Here is an 18,561-nt window from a genome sequence, read left to right on the forward strand (position 1 = left end):
TGCCTTGTGCGTGGTGTATGGCGTGTGGCGTCGCGACTCGTCTGGACGCCGCGCGATAGGCGCGTGTTGATGGTATCGTCGTTGCCCTGGCCGCATGGGCCAACAGACATCCGACACATTCATCGACGTCCTGCGACGCTCATCGAAACGCATCGAAACTCATTGAAACAGGGAAAGGAAACCGGACATGATCGACATCGCCACGGAGATTGCAAGCTTCAACACGGGGCGGGAACCCGAGCGGCTGGCGATGAAATACCAGCTTATGCGGACCTCGCCGTTCGTCTTTCTGCGCGGCACGTGCCATCTCTTCTACCATCGGCTGCCGCACGGCAGCGTGCTGGAAGCCGCGCCGCCGGTGTGGATCTGCGGCGACCTGCACCTGGAGAACTTCGGCAGCTACAAGGCCGATAACGGTCTCGTCTATTTCGACATGAACGACTTCGACGAAGCCTGTCTCGCGCCGAGCCTGTTCGAACTGATTCGCTTGTTGACCAGTGTGCTGGTGGGCGCCGCCGATCTGCATGTGAGCCGCGCCGAAGCGCTCGCGCTGTGTCACACCGCAGTCGATGCGTACGCCGCTGCATTGAGTGTCGGCAAGGCGCGCTGGATCGAAGAGGAAACCTCGCAGGGCATGGTGCGCGATCTGTTCGATGCATTGCGCAAGAGTTCGCGTGTCGACCTGTTGAACCGGCGCACGGAGTTGAAGGGCAAGAAGCGCGTGCTGCGGGTCGACGGGAAAAAGGCGCTGCCGGTCAGCGACAAGGCCCGCGCCGAGGTCACGGCGTTCATGGACGAATTCGCGAGCCATCAGGACAGCCCGGAGTTTTACCGCGTCATCGATGTGGCCCGCCGCATTGCCGGCACGGGCAGTCTCGGCGTCGACCGCTATGTGATGCTGGTGGAGGGCAAGGGCTCGCCCGACGGCAACTATCTGCTCGACCTGAAGCAGGCGCTGCCATCGTCGGTGTCGCCGCGTGTCAAGACGAAGCAGCCCGGATGGGGCACCGAAGCCGAGCGCGTGGTGGCGATCCAGCGGCGCTCCCAGGCGGTCTCGCAGGCCTTTCTGCATGCTGTCGCGTTCAGGCAGCAGCCGTATGTCCTGCGCAGCCTGCAGCCTTCGGAAGACCGCGTCGCGTTGAGCGACTGGGACGGCAAGCTGCCGCGGCTCGAAGCGGTCGTCAACAACATGGCGGAATTGAGCGCGTGGGCGCAGTTGCGCAGCGGCGGCCGCCAGGGTTCGGCGATTGCGGACGAACTGATTGCGTTCGGCTGTCGCAAGGACTGGCAGATGCCGCTAGTGGAACTGGCGGTGCAATGCGAGGCGCAGGTGATCGACGACTGGAAGGTGTATTGCGCGGCGTACGACAGCGGCGCGTTCGGCACATTGGGTGCGGCCGCGAAGACGCAGAAGGCGTAGGCGTAAGAGACGGCGAGGATGAAGCGCGCGGGACGGCAGGCCGCCCCGCGCGAACAGATCAGTTTGCGGCGTCAGTGGTGCCCGGCGCATAAGCACGCCGGCCGGTCAGGCGCGCGACAATGCGTGGAAGCGCCAGCCATTGTTGCGCGAGCAGGCCCTGGCCGTAGGAACGGCCGTCGCCATGCGGTGCCGGCAGTTGATCGCGAATGCCGGTCGGCTCGACCGTGCGGTTCCACGAAGCGGTACGGAACAGCATGTCCCACCACGGAAACAGCACGCCGAAGTTGCAGCCGTACTTCGTGCCTTCATGGCCGTAGCCCACCGCGTGGTGACGGCGATGAAAGATCGGGCTGACGATGAGGCGCTCGAGCAGCCAGCCATACGGCAAGCGTGCATTGACGTGCTGGATGCTCTGCATGAAGTTGCTGACGGCGACCAGCACGACGAACTGGTTCGGCTGCACGCCGATAAACAGCGAGATTGCCGCAAAAAACGCCGCCTGGATGATGTCGTCGAGAAAGTGGTTGCGGTCGTCGTTCCACAACGACATCTGCTGCTGGCTGTGATGCACCGCGTGCAATTCCCACCACACGCCGAACCGATGCTGCCAGCGGTGATACCAGTAGCCGGCGGAATCGAGTATGACCAGGTAGATCAGGAACGACACGATCGGCTGATCGGTGACGCCTGGCCACAGGCTGTCGATATCGATGTTCGGGACGTTGTAGATCGAGATCAGGCTCTGCCAGTGATCGAACAGCGGCTGGAGCATGAAAAAGAACGCGATATTGATGATGCCCAGCTTGGCGATCCAGGTGTAGATCACGTCGGCGCGCAGCGCCTTGCGGTCCTGCCACTGTTCGATAGGGCGCAACGCTTCGAGCGGCCGCAACGCCAGATAGGTGACGACGATCTCAAGCGCGCCGATGATCACCCAGTAGAGCGCGTCATAGGTGTCTTCGTCGTAACCCATCAGGCCGAAGCGATAGAAAAACGGCTGCACTACGTCGACATACAGCAGCGTCTGCAGCGCCGACACCATGTTGTCGAGTTGCGCGACGATTTCATGGAACATCAGAATCCCCGTGAATAGCGAGTCATGCAAGGCTTGCAACAGCCAGGCGGTTTAGTCTGGGTTCGGCGCAATGACCGGCGCACGGTTGTCGAAATAGATGCCGTGCGGCGAACGGCCCACCGCAATGGTGTCGATCAGCTTGCGCGTCGTCAGGTCGATGACGCCGACGTGCTTCGCAAAACGGAACCCCACCCATAGATAGCGCTTGTCCGGAGTAAGTTCCATGTCGTCCGGTCCGGGCATCAGGCCGGTGATGTCGCCGACGTTGGTGAGCGTGGTGTAGTCGATGATGCTGATGGTGCTTTCGACGCGATTCGAGACCACCACATGCTTGCCGTCGTCGAGATTGCGGAAGTTGTGCGCGCCGCGGCCCGTATGGATCTTCTTGACGATCTGCTGCTTGCGCCAGTCGACCACGGCCACGTCGTCTTCACCCGTCATGCCGACCAGCAGGTACTTGTCGCCAGGCGTCATCCACAGGCCTGCCGGTTCGTTGCCCACGTGCATTTTCCACAACACCGTCTGGGTGGGCAGGTCGATCGCGGCGAGCTCGCCGGAGTCCTGCAGCGTCATGAACACGGTACGGTTGTCGGAGCCGAACGTCATGTGGCTGGGCGTCTTCGCAAGCGGGATGTGCTTGACGAGCGTCATGTTGGTGCCGTCATAGTGATAGATGTCGGCGCGGTCCATGCGCAGCGCCGCGGTGACAAACCACTTGTGATCCGGCGAGAAACCGAGTTGGTACGGGTCTTCAATCCCGTCGACGGTGCGCTGCACCTGGCCCGTATGCGGGTCGATGAACATCAGGTTGTTCGAGACCGAGTCCGCGACAATTAGCGACTTGCCATCCGGCGTGATCATCAGGTGATGCGGCTCTTTGCCGGTCGGCTCGGTGCCGACGACCTTATGGGTGGCTTCGTCGATCAGCGAGAGTTCGGACTCGCCCGAGTCCAGCACGATGACGCGGTCGGCGGCGTAAGCGGTGTTCAGGTGGCCGATCAGGGAGAAGACGGCCGCGGCGGCCAGGGTTGCTCTCGAAAGGAATGTAACCGGCGAGTAAGGCATTCTGTAAAGTATCCGAAGGTGTAAAGCGACACCGAAAAGCTGTGCCTTCATGGAAGTGCAGCGGAGCTGCAGTTCATTAACGCTTCGCGCGCGGGTTTCGATGACGCACGCTCGCGGCAAATGTGAGAAATTAGCACGCATGGGCCGATTCAAAACGCCCGGATACGTTCTTTTACTCTCCGGGCGAACCGCGCGAGGCATGGATGGACGAACGGGTTCGCGACAAAACCGCTCCCGCAACGGTCACAGGGCGTACCGCGCTTGCGATCCGGGAGGTGCTGGAAGGCCGCCGCCGCGGCGCCGCGATGGTGTTGCCGTTCGCGGGACCGGCCGTGGTGGTTTCGGTCGCGTATATGGACCCGGGCAACTTCGCCACCAACATCCAGGCGGGCGCCCGCTACGGCTACGCGCTGCTGTGGGTGGTCCTGCTCGCCAATGTGGTGGCGATGCTGTTTCAGGCGCTCTCCGCCAGACTGGGCATCGTCACGGGGCGCAATCTCGCCGAATTGTGCCGCGACAATTTTCCCGCGCCGCTGGTCTACGCGATGTGGGCGGTGAGCGAAATCGCCGCCATGGCCACGGACCTGGCTGAGTTTCTGGGCGGCGCAATCGGCCTCGCGTTGCTGTTTCATATGCCGTTGCTGGCCGGCATGATCGTCACCGCCATCGTCACGTATGGGCTGCTGCTGTTCGAGAAGGCCGGCTTCCGGCCCCTTGAGCTGGCCATCGGCGCGCTGGTAGGTATCATCGGCCTCTCGTATCTGGCGGAACTCTTCATCACGCCGGTGGCCTGGCCCAGCGTCTTCGGCCATCTCTTCACGCCGCAGTTGCCGGATGCGGACGCGGTGACGATTGCGGTCGGCATCATCGGCGCCACCGTTATGCCGCACGCGCTCTTTCTGCATTCGGGTCTCACGCAAAACCGCACCGTTGCCAGAAACGAAGGCGAGCGGGTCAAGCTGCTGCGGTTCTCCAATATCGAGGTGGTGATCGCCCTCAGCATTGCGGGTCTGATCAATATGGCCATGGTCATCATGGCGTCGGGCGCGTTTCACGCAGGTCACCCGGAAGTGGCCGAAATCGAAACCGCGTATCACACGCTCGCGCCGCTGCTCGGCATCGGTGCGGCGGGGATTTTTCTGCTGTCGCTGATTGCCTCGGGCATTTCGAGTTCCGTGGTCGGGACCATGGCGGGCCAGATGATCATGCAGGGCTTCGTCGGTTTTCAGATTCCGTTGTGGTTGCGCCGCCTTATTACGATGCTGCCGTCGTTCGTGGTGGTCGCATTGGGGGTCAATGCGACGCATGCGCTCGTGCTCAGCCAGGTGGTGCTGAGTTTTGCGCTTCCGGTGCCGATGGCGGCTCTGGTATGGTTCACCTGCCGCGAGAAGGTGATGGGCCGGTATCGCAACGGCCCGCTGATGATCGTGGCGGCCTGCGCCTCGGCGGTGGCCGTGCTGGCGTTGAACGTCGTGCTGCTGCTGCAAACCTGACGCCGGAACCGCAAACACGAACCGCAAACCTTAACCGCATGAAGTTGAACTCAGACGTGATCACGCGCGCGGCGACGTCCGCGGATGTCGGGGGTGTCACCGACGTATTTCTCAGGGCCCGCAAGGAATTGATGCCGTTTGCGCCGCTCCAGCACACGGATTACGCCGTGTGCTGCTGGATCGCCGACTGGTTGATCCCAACCGGCCGCGTGACGGTCGCGGTGGCCGGGCAGGGGTTGATCGTCGGCATGGCGGCGACCTCCGAAGCGGACGGTGTGCTGTGGCTCGATCAGCTCTATGTTTTCCCCTCCAGGGTGGGCCAAGGTATTGGCACGCGTCTGCTGAGCGAAGTGTTGTCGAACGCGCACTTGCCGGTCCATCTGCATTGTTTCGCGGAGAACATAAGGGCTCGTGCGTTTTACGAGCGGCACGGGTTCGTGGCGATTGCCTTTGGCGACGGCAGCGATAACCAGGAAGGCTGTCCCGACGTGGTGTATGCGTTACAGCCGCGCGAGGTCAGGACCGATTGAGCCGCACGCGGGACGCATGAATTTTCACCTGCCTGTCACGCTGGCGACTTCTTCATATGGTCCTCTGCACGGCAGTCCTGAAACAGATGACACCGTCACAAAGCACGGTCACAATCGGCTGTCCGCCGTTCCCAAACGCCGCTTGTCCGGGCTGTCCTTCTCCCGCAATACGACGACTATTTCTATGCCATCCAGAGGTCACCGCGTTTCGTGCATCATTTGTGCTTATAACGAGGCCCCGCGTATCGCTGCTGTTCTGGCGGTGGCGTCGGTTCATCCCCTGCTGGGCGAGGTCATTGTCGTGGACGACGGTTCGACCGACGGCACCGCCGACATCGTGCGGCGCTTCCCCTCGGTACGCCTGATCGAATGCGCGGAGAACGGCGGCAAGAGCGCGGCGATGGCCGTTGGCATCGCCGCCGCCGAACACGAATGGCTCATGTTGCTCGACGCCGATCTCAAAGGGCTGGCGCCCGACCACATCACGGCGCTTGCCGCTCCCGTGCTGAGCGGCCGCGCCGACGTCAGCATGAGTCTGCGGCAAAACAGCCTGTTGATTTTCCGCTTTATCGGCCTCGATTTCGTCTCGGGCGAGCGCGTCGTCAGAAAGCAGTTGCTGGACGAAGCGCTCAAGGAGATTCACGGCTTGCCGCGCTTCGGCATCGAGGTGTTCATGAACCGGCGCATCATCGCGCGCCGGCTTTCGATTGCGGTCACGCATTGGCCGCATGTCACGCAAGCCCGCAAGACAGAAAAGCTCGGCTACTGGAAGGGCGTGCGCGCGGAATGGCGCATGATCGCCGACCTGCTGAAGGTCACGTATCCGCTTGCGCTGATTTCGCAGACGCTGCAGCTATTCGCATTGCGGGTCGATCATCCGGGCCGTGCGCGACTCTCGGTACGGATCAGGAAGCCGCGCGATACGGCCGCTTGATCGCCCGTTGTCCCGCACCGCGCGAATCGCAGGGTGAGCTGGGAGCGTGGTACGAAATGAGGTCTGCCGGATGAGCGGTAAGACCTTACTGCGCCACGGTCGAAACAGGGCGGCGCCGCCAGGCCAGCGCAATGAAACCCAGCGCACCGAGCAGCAACGGGCAATAGAGCGTCGCAAAGCGCCATAGCACCAACGCGGTGGCCATCGCCGCGCGTGGAACCCACGGCGCGAACGCGGCCGCCAACGCCAGATCTCCGCCGCCACCGCCGGCCGGCACGCCTGTCCAGAGCGCCGCGTGCAAGACGACGGCCTGCACGGCGAGCACAAAGCCAAGCGGCAAGCGGTAGCCGAGTTCATGCAGGATGAACCACAGCGCGCTATAACGCAGCAGCCATTGCAGCGTGGTCAGCAGCAGCAGGGCGGCGAGCCGCCCGCGGCCGCCGGTGAGCAGCAGCACCCATTGCTGGCGCACGCTTTGGCGAAACCGGGTCCAGCGGGCGCGCCACGCACGCAGCCAGACTATGCGGCGTCCGGCTGCGTCCAGCGCCGCCGCGGCAGGACGCCGGCACAGCCACAGCACACCCGCGAGGAGCGCGAGGCCTGCCAGGGTGCCGACGATCGCAGGCAACGGAAAGTTCGGCGTCACCTGGGTGAGCGGACCGAGCGCGAGCAGAAACGAGATCGGCACGGCGATGGCGAAGAAGGTCAGATCGAGCGCCTGATCGGCGCCGACCACCGTCGTGGCGAGCGCCCACGACGCGCCCGCCCGCTGCAGCAAACCCATGTTGACGCCATAGCCCGCCGCGCCCAGTGGCGAGACGAGAAATGCGAAATCGGTGACGACGGTCACGGTGAAGGTGCGCGCGAAGCGCAGCTTGAGTCCGAGCGCCGTTTGCATCAGGTGCAGCTTGCCGGCCTTCGCTGCGGCGCTTAGCGCGGCGCTCGCAGCCAGCACCGCGAAGATCTGCACGGAGACGCTGCGCAGTCCGGCCAGCACCGCGTGTGCGCCCAGGATGAAAGGCGCGCCCATCGCCAGTCCCACGCCGAGCACAGCCAGCAGCGTCGCCGCATGGCGCACGGGGAGGCGGGTCATGTGTTGGGCACGCTCCAAGTTGTCTTGACGGGAGTGGGTTCGTTGGGGGACGTGAGATCGCGGTTATCGGCCGGCTGCTCCGCGAATGCGAACAGTGAATGCTAGATTGCCTGGATGAATCTTTTAAGTCAACGACCGCACAGGCGCAAGTGCGCGCCGCCTGCGCCCGTTTTCCGCATTGCGTAGGGCTGCTGCGACGCACTCGCTTGCTTGCTCACTCGCTTGCGATCGAAGGCGGCGCGTGTTCGTCCATCGAATTGACCGCGACACGTTGCTCGCCTGCCTGCATGGACTGCAGCGGAAGCGCAACGAACACGCTGATGCGGCGCAGGATCTGCCGGAACACCTGCTCGAATACGCGCTTCTGTTCAGCCTCGTCGCCCGCTGCTTCCAGGGGATCCGCGAAATTCCACTGGCAAAAAACCGGCTTGCCCGGGAAAGCCGGCGCGTGCGCCTCGCCGGCTTCTTCGCACATGGCGATCACCACATTCATCACCGGGGCGTCCGCCGTCGTATAGACGTTCCAGCTTTTGGGCCTGACTTTGCCGAGGTCGCCCATGGTGGGGCGCAGTTGCGCGAGCGTGAGCGGGTGCACGTCTGCCGCGGGTTCAATGCCGGCGCTGAATGCTTCGAAGCGCTCGGCGCCCAGTTCGCGAAGCAACGCTTCGGCCATGACGCTGCGCGCCGAATTGGCGCGACACAGGAACAGCACATTGCACTTCCGGCTCATTGAACCACCCCGTAATATTCTGGTGACAAACTTTGTTGAGAATTCTCCGAGAAGAGTTTTGCGTGCCGATGACAGACATCGCGCCGCGCGACACGTTTAGAACAAAACTATCGTCTGAGGGCCGTTTGAATCACTCTGCCAAATCGATCTCCGTGCATTTGCCGATGCATCGAACCGTAGAAGAGCTGTCGTTTGCGTTTGTTGTCCTGTTGAACCAGCCGCTTGCCAGAACGGAGGCGGCAAATCGTTTCGAGCGCTTGTGGAACGAAACGAACGAAGCCGCAAGTGCGAGCCTCGGCACCGAGCATGCCGTCAGCTACATTGCGTTGCTCAAAGATATGGATGCGCGATGGCGCTGTCTCAGGGTGTTGAACTAGCGTACGACGAACACGATGAGAGACCCGTCCGAGCCGGAATGAGGGAGGAGGTTAACGGCACGATTGAATAAAACTTTAGGAGAAACTTTAGAGAAATATCGTGCATTCGGAATGCGCAACAATTACTTTCTATTTATTGCGGATTCCTCAGTTGATTTGATCGGGGACCGATCGTTGGTCATCGATCGGTCACATACCATCCCGGATAATCGTGGCGCTCGACGAAACCGACCAACATCACAAGGTCGAGCCGCTCTCATGAAGAGCAGGCCACGCACGTTACACCCGGGGAATTGCATACATGACTATCCGTCATCGCATCACGCTATTGGTCATCCTGATGTTCGTCGCACTGTCCGCGATTGGCGGCTATGCGGTCTACCAGACCCGGCACAGCGCCGCCGAGGTCAAGCAGGTGACGGAAGGGGTGGTGCCTAGCGCGCTCGCTTCGGCCGATCTGGTTTCGCAGGTCAAGGACGTGCAACTGGCCATCATGACGCTGGTCTACGCGCCGGACGGCAATGTGGTCGCGCAGGCACAGGACGAACTCAAGGCCAAGAAAGCGGCGCTGCAGCAGGCTCTCGCGCTGCAGGCACGTGACGCGGCGAGCCAGGCCCAGAAGGGTCTCGTCTCCCAGGCCGCCGACAGCATCGAAAACTACTTCTCGGCCATCGACGATACGGCCAAGATGAAGGCCGCCGGCAAGAACGAACTGGCGCAAGCGTATCTGTTCGCGAACGTGGCGCAGTATCGCGACGAGCTCGAAGGCATCGTCGAGACGCTGCGTATCGAAAAGAATCGCGAGAAGGATGAGGCGATCACCACGCTGAACGGCACGCTTTCGACCACCACCACCGCGATTGCCATCGTCACCGGTATTGCGATCATCCTGTTGACCTCGATCGGCTCGCTGCTGTACCGCCAGATCACGCGTCCGCTGACCCGCATGCAGGCCATGATGAGCGAGATCGCTTCGAGCCAGGACTTTACGCGCCGGGTGCCGGTGGGCCGGATGGACGAAATCGGCCATTCGATCGTGGCGTTCAACGGCATGATCGAAAAAATTCAGGAAAGCTCGCTCCAGCTCAAGCAGAAGACCGCCGATATTCAGGCGATGTTGCAGAACATGCAGCAGGGTATCCTGACGGTGATCGAAGGCGCGGTGATTCATTCGGAGTACTCGGCGTATCTGGAAGCCATCTTCGAAACCCGTGACATTGCCGGGCGCAGCCTGATGGATCTGGTATTCGCGGATACGGACCTCGGCGCGGACGTGTTGTCGCAAGTCGACGCGGCGAGTTACGCCTGCCTCGGCGAAGACGCCATCAACTTCGCGTTCAACGAGCATCTGCTGGTTACGGAAATCTCCAAACGCATGCCGGACGGCCGCGTGAAGATTCTCGACCTGAACTGGTCGGCGATTACCGACGATAGCGATACGATCGTGCGCCTGATGCTGTGCGTGCGCGACGTGACCGAACTGCGCAAGCTGGCCGCCGAAGCGGGCGAGCAGAAGCGCAGGCTGGAAATGATCGGCGAGATTCTCGCGGTGAGCGAAGAGAAGTTCCACCACTTCATCGAGAGCTCGGCTGGTTTTATCAACGAGAACGAGCGCATCATCCGCCAGCATTCGCAGGCCGACCGCGAAGCGATCTCCGAATTGTTCCGCAACATGCACACCATCAAGGGCAATGCGCGGACCTATAACCTGCAGCACCTGACCAACATCGTGCACGAGACGGAGCAGCGTTACCACGAACTGCGTCACGCGGAAGCCGACGAGGTATGGGACCAGGACAGCCTGATGCAGGAACTGGCGCGCGTGCGTGCCGCGGTGGAGAGCTACGCGACGATCAACGAAGTCAGCCTCGGACGCAAGGGCGCGAGCCGCCGCGAAAGCGCGGAGCGCTACCTGATGGTCGACATCGCGCATATCCAGGAGAGCTTGCGTCTGATTGAAACGGCCAGGTCCGACGATCTGCACGCGCTGCAGTCGATGCGCGAGAACGTGCGGCAAACCTTGCGCGTGCTGGGGACGGAAACGGTGGGCGAAGCGCTGTCCGGTGTACTCGAATCGCTGCCGTCGCTGGCTCAGGAGCTGGGTAAGGAAGCTCCGCGCGTCCGTATCGACGACAACGGTTACCGCCTGCGCCGCGAGGCCGGCAGCGCGTTGAAGAACGTGTTCATGCATCTGCTGCGCAACTCCGTCGACCACGGTCTCGAAGCCGCCGACGTGCGTAGCGCGCAAGGCAAGCCTGCCGCGGGTGCGATCGATATCGAAGTGGGCGTCGACGAAGGCGCGCTGCAGATCACGCTCAGCGACGATGGCCGGGGTCTCGCGCTGAAGCGGATCCGCGGCATGGCGATCGAGAAGGGCTGGATTGAAGCGGACCAGCATCTGAGCGACGAGGATATCGCCGAGCTGATTTTCCGTCCGGGTTTCTCCACGGCCGATCAGGTTACCGAAGTATCGGGGCGCGGTGTGGGCATGGACGCGGTGCGCGATTTCCTCCGGCGTGAGCATGGCAGCATCGCGCTGCGCTTTACCGACCATCACGAGGGCGCGGATTTTCGTCAGTTCCAGACCATCGTGAATCTGCCGGAAAAACTCGCGGTGGACACGCTCGGCACGCCGGCGCGCGGCGAGGCGGACGAGCTGCCGCTCGATACGCTGGCTGATTAAGCCGCTCAATGGTCTGCTAACTGAGCGACCAACTACGCGCTCATCGCTGCGATGGGCTCTCGGAAGGATGGGTTGTGATTCAACAGTATCTTTTAGGCGCATTGGCAGGCGGCGTCGTCACCGCCCTTGTGGCGCTGGCGGCGCACCGGCTGGCTAGCGCACGGGCAATGCGCCGGCTGCGTTCCGAAGCGGAGCGGCAGGTGCACACGCTGACGCAGGCAGGCGACGCGCAAAGCGAGCTGATCGGTTTGCACGAGCAGCAGACACAGGCGCTGGAAGCCTCGATCGCGCAGTTGCGTACGGAACTGACGCAGCAGTCGGCGAGCGCCGACGAAGTGCGCGCAGAACTGAAGGCGGCCCTGGAGGGTAAGGACCAGCTTGCTCACAAGGCCACTCAACTAGCCGCCGAAGCCGCACGTCTGAAAGGTCTCGCTGGTACGTTCGAGCGCTGGCACGAGCAGATGATTTCGTTGATGACGCAAAACCAGGACATGCACGCGAAGAATCGCGAGCTGTCGTCGATTGTCCGCCATGTGGTCATCGTTTCGCTGAATGCCTCGATCGAAGCGGCGCGCGCCGGCACGGCAGGGCGTGGCTTTGCGGTGGTGGCGAGCGAGGTGCGGGCGCTGGCGGCGCGCTCCGAAGAACTGTCGAAAAGCTACCGCGATAGTCTGCATCGCAACGACCTGACGACCACGGCGACCTTCCAGGACATCCAGGCGGGCGGCAAGATGATTACCGCTTCGCTCTCCAGCGTCGAGTCGTTGGCTAACCAGTTTCAATCCACGCTTCATTAGGCATCGACGTGATCAGTGCGCATGCGAAGGACAGCATCGAACGCATCGTTTTCAAGGCGGCGAAATCGCGTCTGACGATGGATGCGGGCGACGTCTGCGAGATCGTGCCGGCCGGCGCGCATGGCGCGCACAGTCTGCCCGATGCGAACCTGGTGGTGCTGACGATCTCGGGCATTGCATTCCGGCTGCTCCTGATCGTTCATTTCGACGAGGACGAGCGTACGCATCAGTACTTCGTCAAGGAAGAGTCCGAACGCGCGTTTCTCGAAGTCTTTCTGGAGATCTGCAACCTGTGCTGTGGCGCGGTGAACCAGGAACTACTGAATTATTTTCCGGATCTGGGCATGTCGACGCCCTATGTGCTGAGCGCGCGTTGCATGCCCTACCTGGAGGCGCTCAAGCCGGAGTTTCTGGCCTCGTATGCGGTCACGATCAACGATGCTATCGGTTTAGGGGCAACGGTCTGCGTGTGCGCGCATGCCCCGATCGACTTTGTTGCCGACGTAAGCGCAGTCGAAGATACCAGTGGTGAACTCGAGCTGTTTTGAATGGTGCAGGAAGCAGGGAAGCGAGATGAACGAGAACAAGCCAGTCAGCAAGGTGTTGGTCCTTGAGGATTGTCCGGCGCACGTCGAAGCGATAAGGCAGTTCTGCGACGAGAACAACCTGATTGGCGTGAAGGTGGCCAAAAGCCGGCTCGCGTCGGCATTGCGCTCGAACTTCGATCTGGGGGCGATCTTCGTTTCCGGGAGCTACGGCGGATCGAGCGAAGAGAGCGCCGCGATTGCGCGCAAGATTCACGCGGCGCGGCCTGAGTTGCCGATCATCATGCGACGCGGCACGGACGCCGGGCCCGGCGACGTGCCGGCGGCGCTGGATGCGGTGGTGTGCGGCAGCTACGTGGCGAGCGATATGGCGTCGCTGCGCAAGCTGATCGACGAATATATTTTCAACCGCGAGTATCCGAATGCGCTGGTGCGCGGCATTGCGGAGCTGACGAGTGCGGTGCTGGCGAATCTCTTCAGCGACATGGACGTCGCGGTGGATGCGCCCTGTATCGTGCGCGATCGCATTATCTTCGGCGAAGTGTTCAGCCTGATTCCGCTGGAGAGCACCTGGTGCCGCGGCTACATGATGATCCAGGCGGAAGAGGAGCCGATTCTCGATCTGCTCAACCGGCGTGAGACGTCCCAGGGCGCGGCCGATTTCCGCGATCTGAACAGTCTGCTCGGCGAGTTGACCAATCTGATCTGGGGCGCCTTCAAGAATCGCTACGTGGGCGACGCGGACGGCCTGTCGCATAGTCAGGTGCAGGTGCCGCTCCTGATCAACCATAAGCAGAAGTACATCTCATTCGGTTCGGAGAGCCCGCATTTGTGCTTTACGTACCGGTTGAAGGATGAGCAGTCGGGGCGCACGGTGAAGCTGCATCAGCGTTTTGCCTTCAGCCTGAGCTGGTCGCCGGAAGACTTTCAGGAATTCGAACAAGCTGCCGGCGCGACGATAGGCGCGGGCGAGCTCGATTTATTTTGACTGATGCCATAGGAAACAGACATGTCGAAAATTCTGGTTGTGGATGACTCGAGCACGGTGCGCGACGAAGTGGCCGGCTTCCTGAGAAAGAACGGGCTGGACGTCGATACGGCCGTGGACGGCAAGGACGGCCTCACCAAGCTCAAGGGCAGCCCGGGCATCAAGCTCGTGATCAGCGACGTCAACATGCCGAATATGGACGGCCTGACGATGGTCGAGAAGATCCGCGGCGAACTCGGCAACAGCACGGTCAATGTGATCATGCTGACCACCGAGAGCAGCCCGGCCATGAAGGAACGCGGCAAGGCCGCCGGCGTCAAGGGCTGGATCGTCAAGCCGTTCAAGGGCGAGGCGGTGCTGGAGACGTTCCGCAAGCTGGCGGGCTGATTGCGGCGGTTGGAGTGATTCGGCGCATGCACGTAAAATCCGTGCATTCTGAATCGAGGAACCCACTCCATGGTGCCGGGCGCGGATAACCGGGTGGTGGGCAGCACGCGCTTCTGGAAAATCGACCGCGGCAATCGCAAGCTCGAAATCGGTCATACGTGGCTGTCCGCCTCGGTGCGGCGCTCAGGCGTGAATACCGAGGCCAAATTCCTGCTGCTGCGCCACGCGTTCGAGGTCATGGACTGCGTGCGCGTGCAATTCACGACCGACGAACTGAACCACAAGTCCCGTGCGGCCATCCTGAGGATTGGCGCAAAGCAGGAGGGTATCGTGCGTCACGAACGCATCATGCCGGACGGGCGTAAGCGAAATTCCGTGCGCTTCAGTATCATTGACGCCGAGTGGCCCGAGGTGCGCGCCGGCTTGGAGCAGAAGATGGCGCGCCCGGAGGGCTGAAAAGCCGCTGCGAGCGACAATCCGCCACCCCCGCATGACCTGCACGCGGCTGCGATAAAAACCGGAGAACCCATTTGACATCCGAGCCAATGATCGAGACATGGCTGGCCGAGGAGGCAGAAGTGCGCAGCCGGCTGGAGGCGGGGCCTGGCCCCGGGCTGGCGAGCCCCGGCCAGTTGGCCGGCAAGACGGGGCTTGAAGTCTTGCAGGCCATGCTGCGCGGCGAAATCCCGTATGCCGCGATTGCGAAGACGCTCGACTTCACGCTGATGGAGGTCAGCGAAGGCGTGGCCGTGTTTCAGGGCACCCCGCTCGCGCAGCACCTGAACCCGCTCGGCACGATTCACGGCGGCTGGTTCGCGACGCTGCTCGATTCGGCGCTCGGCTGTTCCGTGCATACCATGATGCCGCCGGGCCGCGGCTACACCACGGCCGAACTCAGCGTGAACTATGTGAAGGCGCTCACGCCCCGCGTGGCGCGCGTGCGCGCGCAGGGCAAGGTGATTCATTGCGGCCGCCAGCTGGCGACTGCCGAGGCGCGTCTCGTCGGTCCCGACGGCACCTTGTATGCCCACGCCACGACCACCTGTCTCGTGTTCGAGATTCCCCAACGATAATCCAGCGCGCTGCGAGGCGCGTTTGCCTGCCGTCGGCCGGGCCGCTGCGTTCCTATGCGGCGCAGCCCGGACGTTCAGCGGATTCCATTTACTTTGCGAGGGTCATCATCGATTCTGGATCACCCCTCCGGGCTGCGGCCCGGCATACCCAACCGGCGTCCGCCTCTGCACCCGTGTCCTCCATGCAGCCTATCGTCTCCGTCACGAATCTCTCCAAAACCTACGCTTCCGGCTTTCATGCGCTGAAAAACATCAATCTGTCGATCCGTCGCGGTGAGATTTTCGCGCTGCTGGGACCGAACGGCGCCGGCAAGACGACGCTCATCAGCATCATCTGCGGGATCGTGAAGGCGACCGAAGGCGCGGTGCTGGTGGATGGCCGCGATATCGCCACCGAATACCGCGCCGCGCGTTCGCTGATCGGACTGGTGCCGCAGGAACTGACCACCGATTCCTTCGAAACGGTCTGGGCCACGGTGTCGTTCAGCCGTGGACTGTTCGGCAAGCCGGCGAATCCCGCCTACATCGAGAAGGTCCTCAAGGATCTCTCACTGTGGGACAAGCGCAACAACAAGATCATCACGCTCTCGGGCGGCATGAAGCGGCGCGTTCTGATCGCCAAGGCGCTCTCGCACGAACCCCGCGTGCTGTTTCTCGACGAGCCTACTGCCGGGGTCGACGTCGAACTGCGGCGCGACATGTGGCAACTGGTGCGCTCGCTGAGCGAAAGCGGCGTGACCATCATCCTCACCACGCACTATATCGACGAAGCCGAGGAGATGGCCGACCGGATCGGCGTGATCAACGGCGGCGAGATCATGCTGGTCGAAGAGAAGGCCGAGTTGATGCGCAAGCTCGGCAAGAAGCAACTGACGCTGCAACTCGAAAGCCCGCTGCAAGAGATACCGGCGACGCTCGCGGACTATCGTCTCGCGCTCTCGGGCGACGGCAACGAGTTGATCTATACCTACGACACGGAACGCGAGCGCAACAGCATCATCGCGCTGCTGAAGGCGCTGGAAGACGCAGGCATTCGCTTCAAGGATCTGCAGACCACGCAGAGTTCGCTTGAAGACATCTTTGTCAGCCTGCTGAGAGGTGACCAATGAACATTCACGCTATCAAGGCCATCTACAAGTTCGAGATGGCGCGCACCTGGCGCACGCTGATGCAAAGCATCATCGCGCCGGTGATCTCCACCTCGCTGTATTTCGTGGTGTTCGGCGCGGCCATCGGCTCGCGCATCAAGGAAGTGGATGGCATCAGTTATGGCGCGTTCATCGTGCCGGGTCTGATCATGCTGTCGCTGTTGTCGCAGAGCATCTCGAACGCGTCGTTCGGGATTTACTTTCCAAGGTTCACCGGCACGATCTACGAGTTGTTGTCGGCACCGGTCTCCTACCTGGAGATCGTGGTGAGCTATGTCGGTGCGGCCGCAACCAAATCGATCCTGCTCGGACTGATCATTCTCGCCACCGCGGGCCTGTTCGTGCCGCTGCAGGTGCAGCATCCGTTCTGGATGGTGCTGTTCCTGGTGCTCACGGCGGTGACCTTCAGCCTGTTCGGTTTCATCATCGGCATCTGGGCGGACAGTTTCGAGAAGCTGCAACTCGTGCCGCTGCTGATCATTACGCCGCTGACGTTTCTCGGCGGGAGCTTTTACGCCGTCAATATGCTGCCGCCGTTCTGGAAGATCGTGACCTTGTTCAATCCGATCGTCTATCTGGTGAGCGGCTTTCGCTGGAGCTTTTACGGCATGGCGGATGTGGACGTCGCCGTGAGCCTCGGCATGACCGCGCTGTTTCTGGCGATCTTCCTCGCAATCGTGGCGTGGATCTTCAAGACGGGTTACCGGTTGAAGACGTAGCCTTGCCTTGCCCGGCCGGCGGACCGGATGCGGCGCAACGTGAGACACTTTGGGCACTCTTAACACGATAGAAAGAGGTCCCGCCCATGTCCGTTGACGCCTCCCTGATCGACCGCTCCGCTCACGAAATCGTCGGCCTGCTGCAACGCGAAGAGGTCACGCCCCACGATCTGCTCGACACGCTGGCGTGGCGCGTCGAGCAGGTCGAGCCGCGCGTCAACGCGCTGCCCACGCTCTGCTGGGAGCGGGCGCATGCTCATGCCGACGCGTTGCTCAAGCGCCCGGTCGCCGAGCGCGGCGTGCTGTGCGGGCTGCCGGTGCCGATCAAGGACCTGACCGACGTGGCCGGGGTTCGCACCACCCGCGGCTCGACGGTTTACGCCGAGCGGATACCCGAACGCTCCGACGCCGCCGTGACCCTGCTCGAAGCACGCGGCGGAGTCGTCTACGCGAAATCCAATACGCCCGAATTCGGCTCGGGCGGTCATACCTACAACAGCGTGCTCGGCATCACGCGCAATCCATGGGACCTGTCGCGCTCGGCAGGCGGCTCGTCCGGTGGGGCAGCGGCCGCGCTGGCCTCGCGGACCGCGTGGGTGGCTCACGGCTCGGACCTGGCCGGCTCGCTGCGCACGCCCTCGGCGTTCTGCGGTGTGGTCGGCTTGCGGCCCACGCCGGGCCGGGTGGCCACCGGGCCGGCCGCCAACCCGTTCGACACGCTCGCGGTCAACGGACCCATGGCGCGCAACGTGACCGACACGGCACTGCTGCTCGACGCGATGTGCGGCGAGCTTCCCGGTGCGCCGCTGGCGCTCGCCGAGCCCACGCGGCGCTTTCTCGACTGCGCGTTGCAACCGCAGCGTCCTGTGCGCATCGCGTTTAGCGAGGGGCTTGGCATTGCGAAGCCCGAGGCGGAGATTCTCGCGGTCTGCCGCAAGACCATGGACCGCCTGAGCGCGGCGGGTATCGGCGTGGATACGCCGGACATCGATCTCAGCGCTGCGCACAAGGCATTTCACGTGCTGCGCGGCGTCTCGTATGCGATGAACTACGAAGAGGTCCTCGCGCAGCATCGCGATGTGATGAACCCGGACGTCATCTGGAACATCGAGTTCGGTCTGCAGCTTGAAGGGCGCGCGGTGTCCGCGGCCTATCGGACGCGCGGCGAGCTGTTCAACCGCACCGCGGCGCTGCTGGAACGCTATGACGTGCTGATCTGTCCGGCGACGATCGTGCCGCCGTTCCCCGTCGAAGAGCAATACGTCAAGGAAGCGGCAGGGCGGCAGTTCGACACCTATATCGACTGGCTCGCCATTACCTACGGCCTGACGATGCTCGGTGTACCCGTGATGGCGATTCCGTGCGGGATGACCGCGAGCGGTTTGCCGGTGGGCATCCAGATTGCCGGCAAGCCACGTGGCGAAGCTGCGTTGATATCGGCCGCGCGGGCGATCGAAGAGATCATCGGCACGTGGACGACAGGTCAGCCTGCGCTTTGACCGCC

Annotated in this window: 18 protein-coding genes and 1 pseudogene; 15 read left to right on the forward strand and 4 right to left on the reverse strand. The window is 62.5% G+C overall.

Annotated features, from left to right (window positions below):
• Positions 1–187: 187 nt before the first annotated feature.
• Positions 188–1,420, forward strand: coding sequence for a DUF2252 domain-containing protein (locus tag P3T42_RS09175; protein ID WP_429305811.1), 1,233 nt, complete (start codon positions 188–190; stop codon positions 1,418–1,420).
• Positions 1,421–1,478: 58 nt separating this feature from the next.
• Here P3T42_RS09175 and P3T42_RS09180 read toward each other — a convergent pair whose 3' ends face one another.
• Both P3T42_RS09180 and P3T42_RS09185 read right to left on the reverse strand, forming a co-directional pair.
• Complete coding sequence (locus tag P3T42_RS09180; protein WP_429305812.1) at positions 1,479–2,495, reverse strand: sterol desaturase family protein; 1,017 nt, start codon at positions 2,493–2,495, stop codon at positions 1,479–1,481.
• Between the two features lie 51 nt (positions 2,496–2,546).
• Positions 2,547–3,560, reverse strand: coding sequence for a beta-propeller fold lactonase family protein (locus tag P3T42_RS09185; protein ID WP_429305813.1), 1,014 nt, complete (start codon positions 3,558–3,560; stop codon positions 2,547–2,549).
• Between the two features lie 203 nt (positions 3,561–3,763).
• Between P3T42_RS09185 and P3T42_RS09190 the strand changes: the two genes are divergently transcribed.
• The 3 genes from P3T42_RS09190 to P3T42_RS09200 all read left to right on the forward strand — a co-directional run bounded on the left by P3T42_RS09190 (position 3,764) and on the right by P3T42_RS09200 (position 6,517).
• Positions 3,764–5,053: an Nramp family divalent metal transporter gene (locus P3T42_RS09190; protein WP_074294546.1), complete on the forward strand. Its 1,290-nt coding sequence runs from the start codon at positions 3,764–3,766 to the stop codon at positions 5,051–5,053.
• A 38-nt stretch (positions 5,054–5,091) separates the two neighbouring features.
• Complete coding sequence (locus tag P3T42_RS09195; RefSeq protein WP_074294547.1) at positions 5,092–5,583, forward strand: GNAT family N-acetyltransferase; 492 nt, start codon at positions 5,092–5,094, stop codon at positions 5,581–5,583.
• A gap of 184 nt (positions 5,584–5,767) precedes the next feature.
• Positions 5,768–6,517, forward strand: a complete 750-nt coding sequence (locus tag P3T42_RS09200; protein ID WP_074294548.1) for a glycosyltransferase family 2 protein — start codon at positions 5,768–5,770, stop codon at positions 6,515–6,517.
• 85 nt (positions 6,518–6,602) lie between these two features.
• Here P3T42_RS09200 and P3T42_RS09205 read toward each other — a convergent pair whose 3' ends face one another.
• Together P3T42_RS09205 and P3T42_RS09210 are read right to left on the reverse strand one after the other, a co-directional pair.
• On the reverse strand, positions 6,603–7,610 hold the full coding sequence (locus P3T42_RS09205) for a flippase-like domain-containing protein (RefSeq protein WP_429305814.1): 1,008 nt from the start codon (positions 7,608–7,610) through the stop codon (positions 6,603–6,605).
• A 214-nt stretch (positions 7,611–7,824) separates the two neighbouring features.
• A complete protein-coding gene (locus P3T42_RS09210) occupies positions 7,825–8,340 on the reverse strand; it encodes an arsenate reductase ArsC (protein ID WP_074294550.1) in 516 nt (171 codons plus the stop codon).
• 62 nt (positions 8,341–8,402) lie between these two features.
• On the opposite strand from P3T42_RS09210, the gene P3T42_RS09215 reads away from it, so the two are divergent.
• The 11 genes and pseudogenes from P3T42_RS09215 (at position 8,403) to P3T42_RS09265 (ending at position 18,556) form a co-directional block, all read left to right on the forward strand.
• The gene (locus P3T42_RS09215; protein WP_429305815.1) at positions 8,403–8,717 is read left to right on the forward strand and encodes a hypothetical protein; all 315 of its coding nucleotides are present in this window, start codon (positions 8,403–8,405) and stop codon (positions 8,715–8,717) included.
• A gap of 301 nt (positions 8,718–9,018) precedes the next feature.
• Positions 9,019–11,400: an ATP-binding protein gene (locus P3T42_RS09220; protein WP_074294551.1), complete on the forward strand. Its 2,382-nt coding sequence runs from the start codon at positions 9,019–9,021 to the stop codon at positions 11,398–11,400.
• 74 nt (positions 11,401–11,474) lie between these two features.
• Positions 11,475–12,197, forward strand: coding sequence for a methyl-accepting chemotaxis protein (locus tag P3T42_RS09225; protein WP_074294552.1), 723 nt, complete (start codon positions 11,475–11,477; stop codon positions 12,195–12,197).
• An 8-nt stretch (positions 12,198–12,205) separates the two neighbouring features.
• Positions 12,206–12,745, forward strand: coding sequence for a hypothetical protein (locus tag P3T42_RS09230; RefSeq protein ID WP_429305816.1), 540 nt, complete (start codon positions 12,206–12,208; stop codon positions 12,743–12,745).
• Between the two features lie 25 nt (positions 12,746–12,770).
• The gene (locus P3T42_RS09235; RefSeq protein WP_429305817.1) at positions 12,771–13,730 is read left to right on the forward strand and encodes a chemotaxis protein CheX; all 960 of its coding nucleotides are present in this window, start codon (positions 12,771–12,773) and stop codon (positions 13,728–13,730) included.
• A gap of 21 nt (positions 13,731–13,751) precedes the next feature.
• On the forward strand, positions 13,752–14,117 hold the full coding sequence (locus P3T42_RS09240; protein ID WP_074294555.1) for a response regulator: 366 nt from the start codon (positions 13,752–13,754) through the stop codon (positions 14,115–14,117).
• A 90-nt stretch (positions 14,118–14,207) separates the two neighbouring features.
• Positions 14,208–14,573, forward strand: a pseudogene (locus P3T42_RS09245) (GNAT family N-acetyltransferase); the annotation flags it as partial.
• Positions 14,574–14,662: 89 nt separating this feature from the next.
• Positions 14,663–15,190 carry a PaaI family thioesterase gene (locus P3T42_RS09250; protein ID WP_083640252.1) on the forward strand — a complete coding sequence of 176 codons (528 nt, stop codon included), beginning with the start codon at positions 14,663–14,665 and terminating at the stop codon, positions 15,188–15,190.
• A gap of 182 nt (positions 15,191–15,372) precedes the next feature.
• Entirely contained in the window at positions 15,373–16,299 is a 927-nt protein-coding gene (locus P3T42_RS09255) for an ABC transporter ATP-binding protein (RefSeq protein WP_074294557.1), read from the forward strand.
• Entirely contained in the window at positions 16,296–17,057 is a 762-nt protein-coding gene (locus P3T42_RS09260) for an ABC transporter permease (RefSeq protein WP_074294558.1), read from the forward strand. The genes P3T42_RS09255 and P3T42_RS09260 overlap by 4 nt, the downstream gene beginning before the upstream one ends.
• An 86-nt stretch (positions 17,058–17,143) precedes the next feature.
• Positions 17,144–18,556, forward strand: a complete 1,413-nt coding sequence (locus tag P3T42_RS09265; protein WP_429305818.1) for an amidase — start codon at positions 17,144–17,146, stop codon at positions 18,554–18,556.
• Positions 18,557–18,561: the final 5 nt, after the last annotated feature.

This window comes from Paraburkholderia sp. GAS38 (genome assembly GCF_050434965.1).
Lineage (GTDB): Bacteria > Pseudomonadota > Gammaproteobacteria > Burkholderiales > Burkholderiaceae > Paraburkholderia > Paraburkholderia phenazinium_A.